At 56.5% G+C, this 800-nt stretch carries 2 protein-coding genes; one reads left to right on the top strand and one right to left on the bottom strand.

Annotation, left to right across the window (positions count from 1 at the left end; translation table 11 throughout):
• The coding region (locus JKG68_RS32710) for a response regulator transcription factor (protein WP_202066636.1) at positions 1-216 on the top strand (216 nt) is incomplete at its 5' end.
• Between the two features lie 49 nt (positions 217-265).
• On the opposite strand, the gene hpf is transcribed toward JKG68_RS32710, so the two are convergent.
• A complete protein-coding gene (gene hpf, locus JKG68_RS32705; protein ID WP_202066637.1) occupies positions 266-667 on the bottom strand; it encodes a ribosome hibernation-promoting factor, HPF/YfiA family in 402 nt (133 codons plus the stop codon).
• Positions 668-800: the final 133 nt, after the last annotated feature.

Here is an 800-nt window from a genome sequence, read left to right as displayed (position 1 = left end):
GCGGGGATACACAGACTCTCTCCCCGAGAGGCCGAGATACTGCGCAGCCTGATGCGTGGTGAGCCTAACAAGGTCATCGCCAAAAGGCTTGATGTTACTGAGGCGACGGTCAAGGTTCACGTGAAAGCAATCTTGCGCAAGGTCGGCGCTGCCAATCGAACCCAAGCCGCGCTTTGGGCTACGAACCACTTATCCACGAAGGGCGGTAAGCCTTAGTGCGCGTAGCTCACAATCAACCCTACACGCTCCTTGCCCTGTATTGAACCTAAAGTGACCCTCGTTCGTCCTCTGATCCTGTGCCCTCTGCATACAGCAGGTCTTCGTCAGAATCGGGTGCTGGGTTAATCCGCTCGCGCAGGAGGGTATCCTTATCGACGCGCTCGCCCTTGTCCTCGCGAAGCTCTCGCTTGGTCCGCCGAAGCTGCTTTGCGACTTTTTCGAGGGCGGCATTGAAGGCTAAGTAAATATCCTTGTCCCTGCCATCAGCGCTCTTCATCGGGAGCCCACCCATCTGTATGTTGACGCTACAGCGGTAGGTGATCCCCTCCTTGCTGAAATGAGCGGACGCGGTGTTCAACCGCCCAAAGTATTTGCTGGCGACCCGCAGAATGTTCTCGCGAGCATAATCCGGCAGTCCGTCTCCAAGGTGGATAGTCGAACTTTGGATGGTGATAGCGTTATTTGCACCTTGGTGGGAACTGCCAGAATTTCCGTGTACGGGCTGGGTTCATCATCCCAGCCTGAAGCGGCCTTCGAAGAGAATGGCGAACTGCGCTCTGGCCATGCTCCATTCCCGTGGC

It is taken from the genome of Microvirga aerilata (assembly GCF_016743775.1).
GTDB classification, from domain to species: domain Bacteria; phylum Pseudomonadota; class Alphaproteobacteria; order Rhizobiales; family Beijerinckiaceae; genus Microvirga; species Microvirga aerilata.
This window is presented reverse-complemented; position numbering and strand designations above follow the sequence as displayed.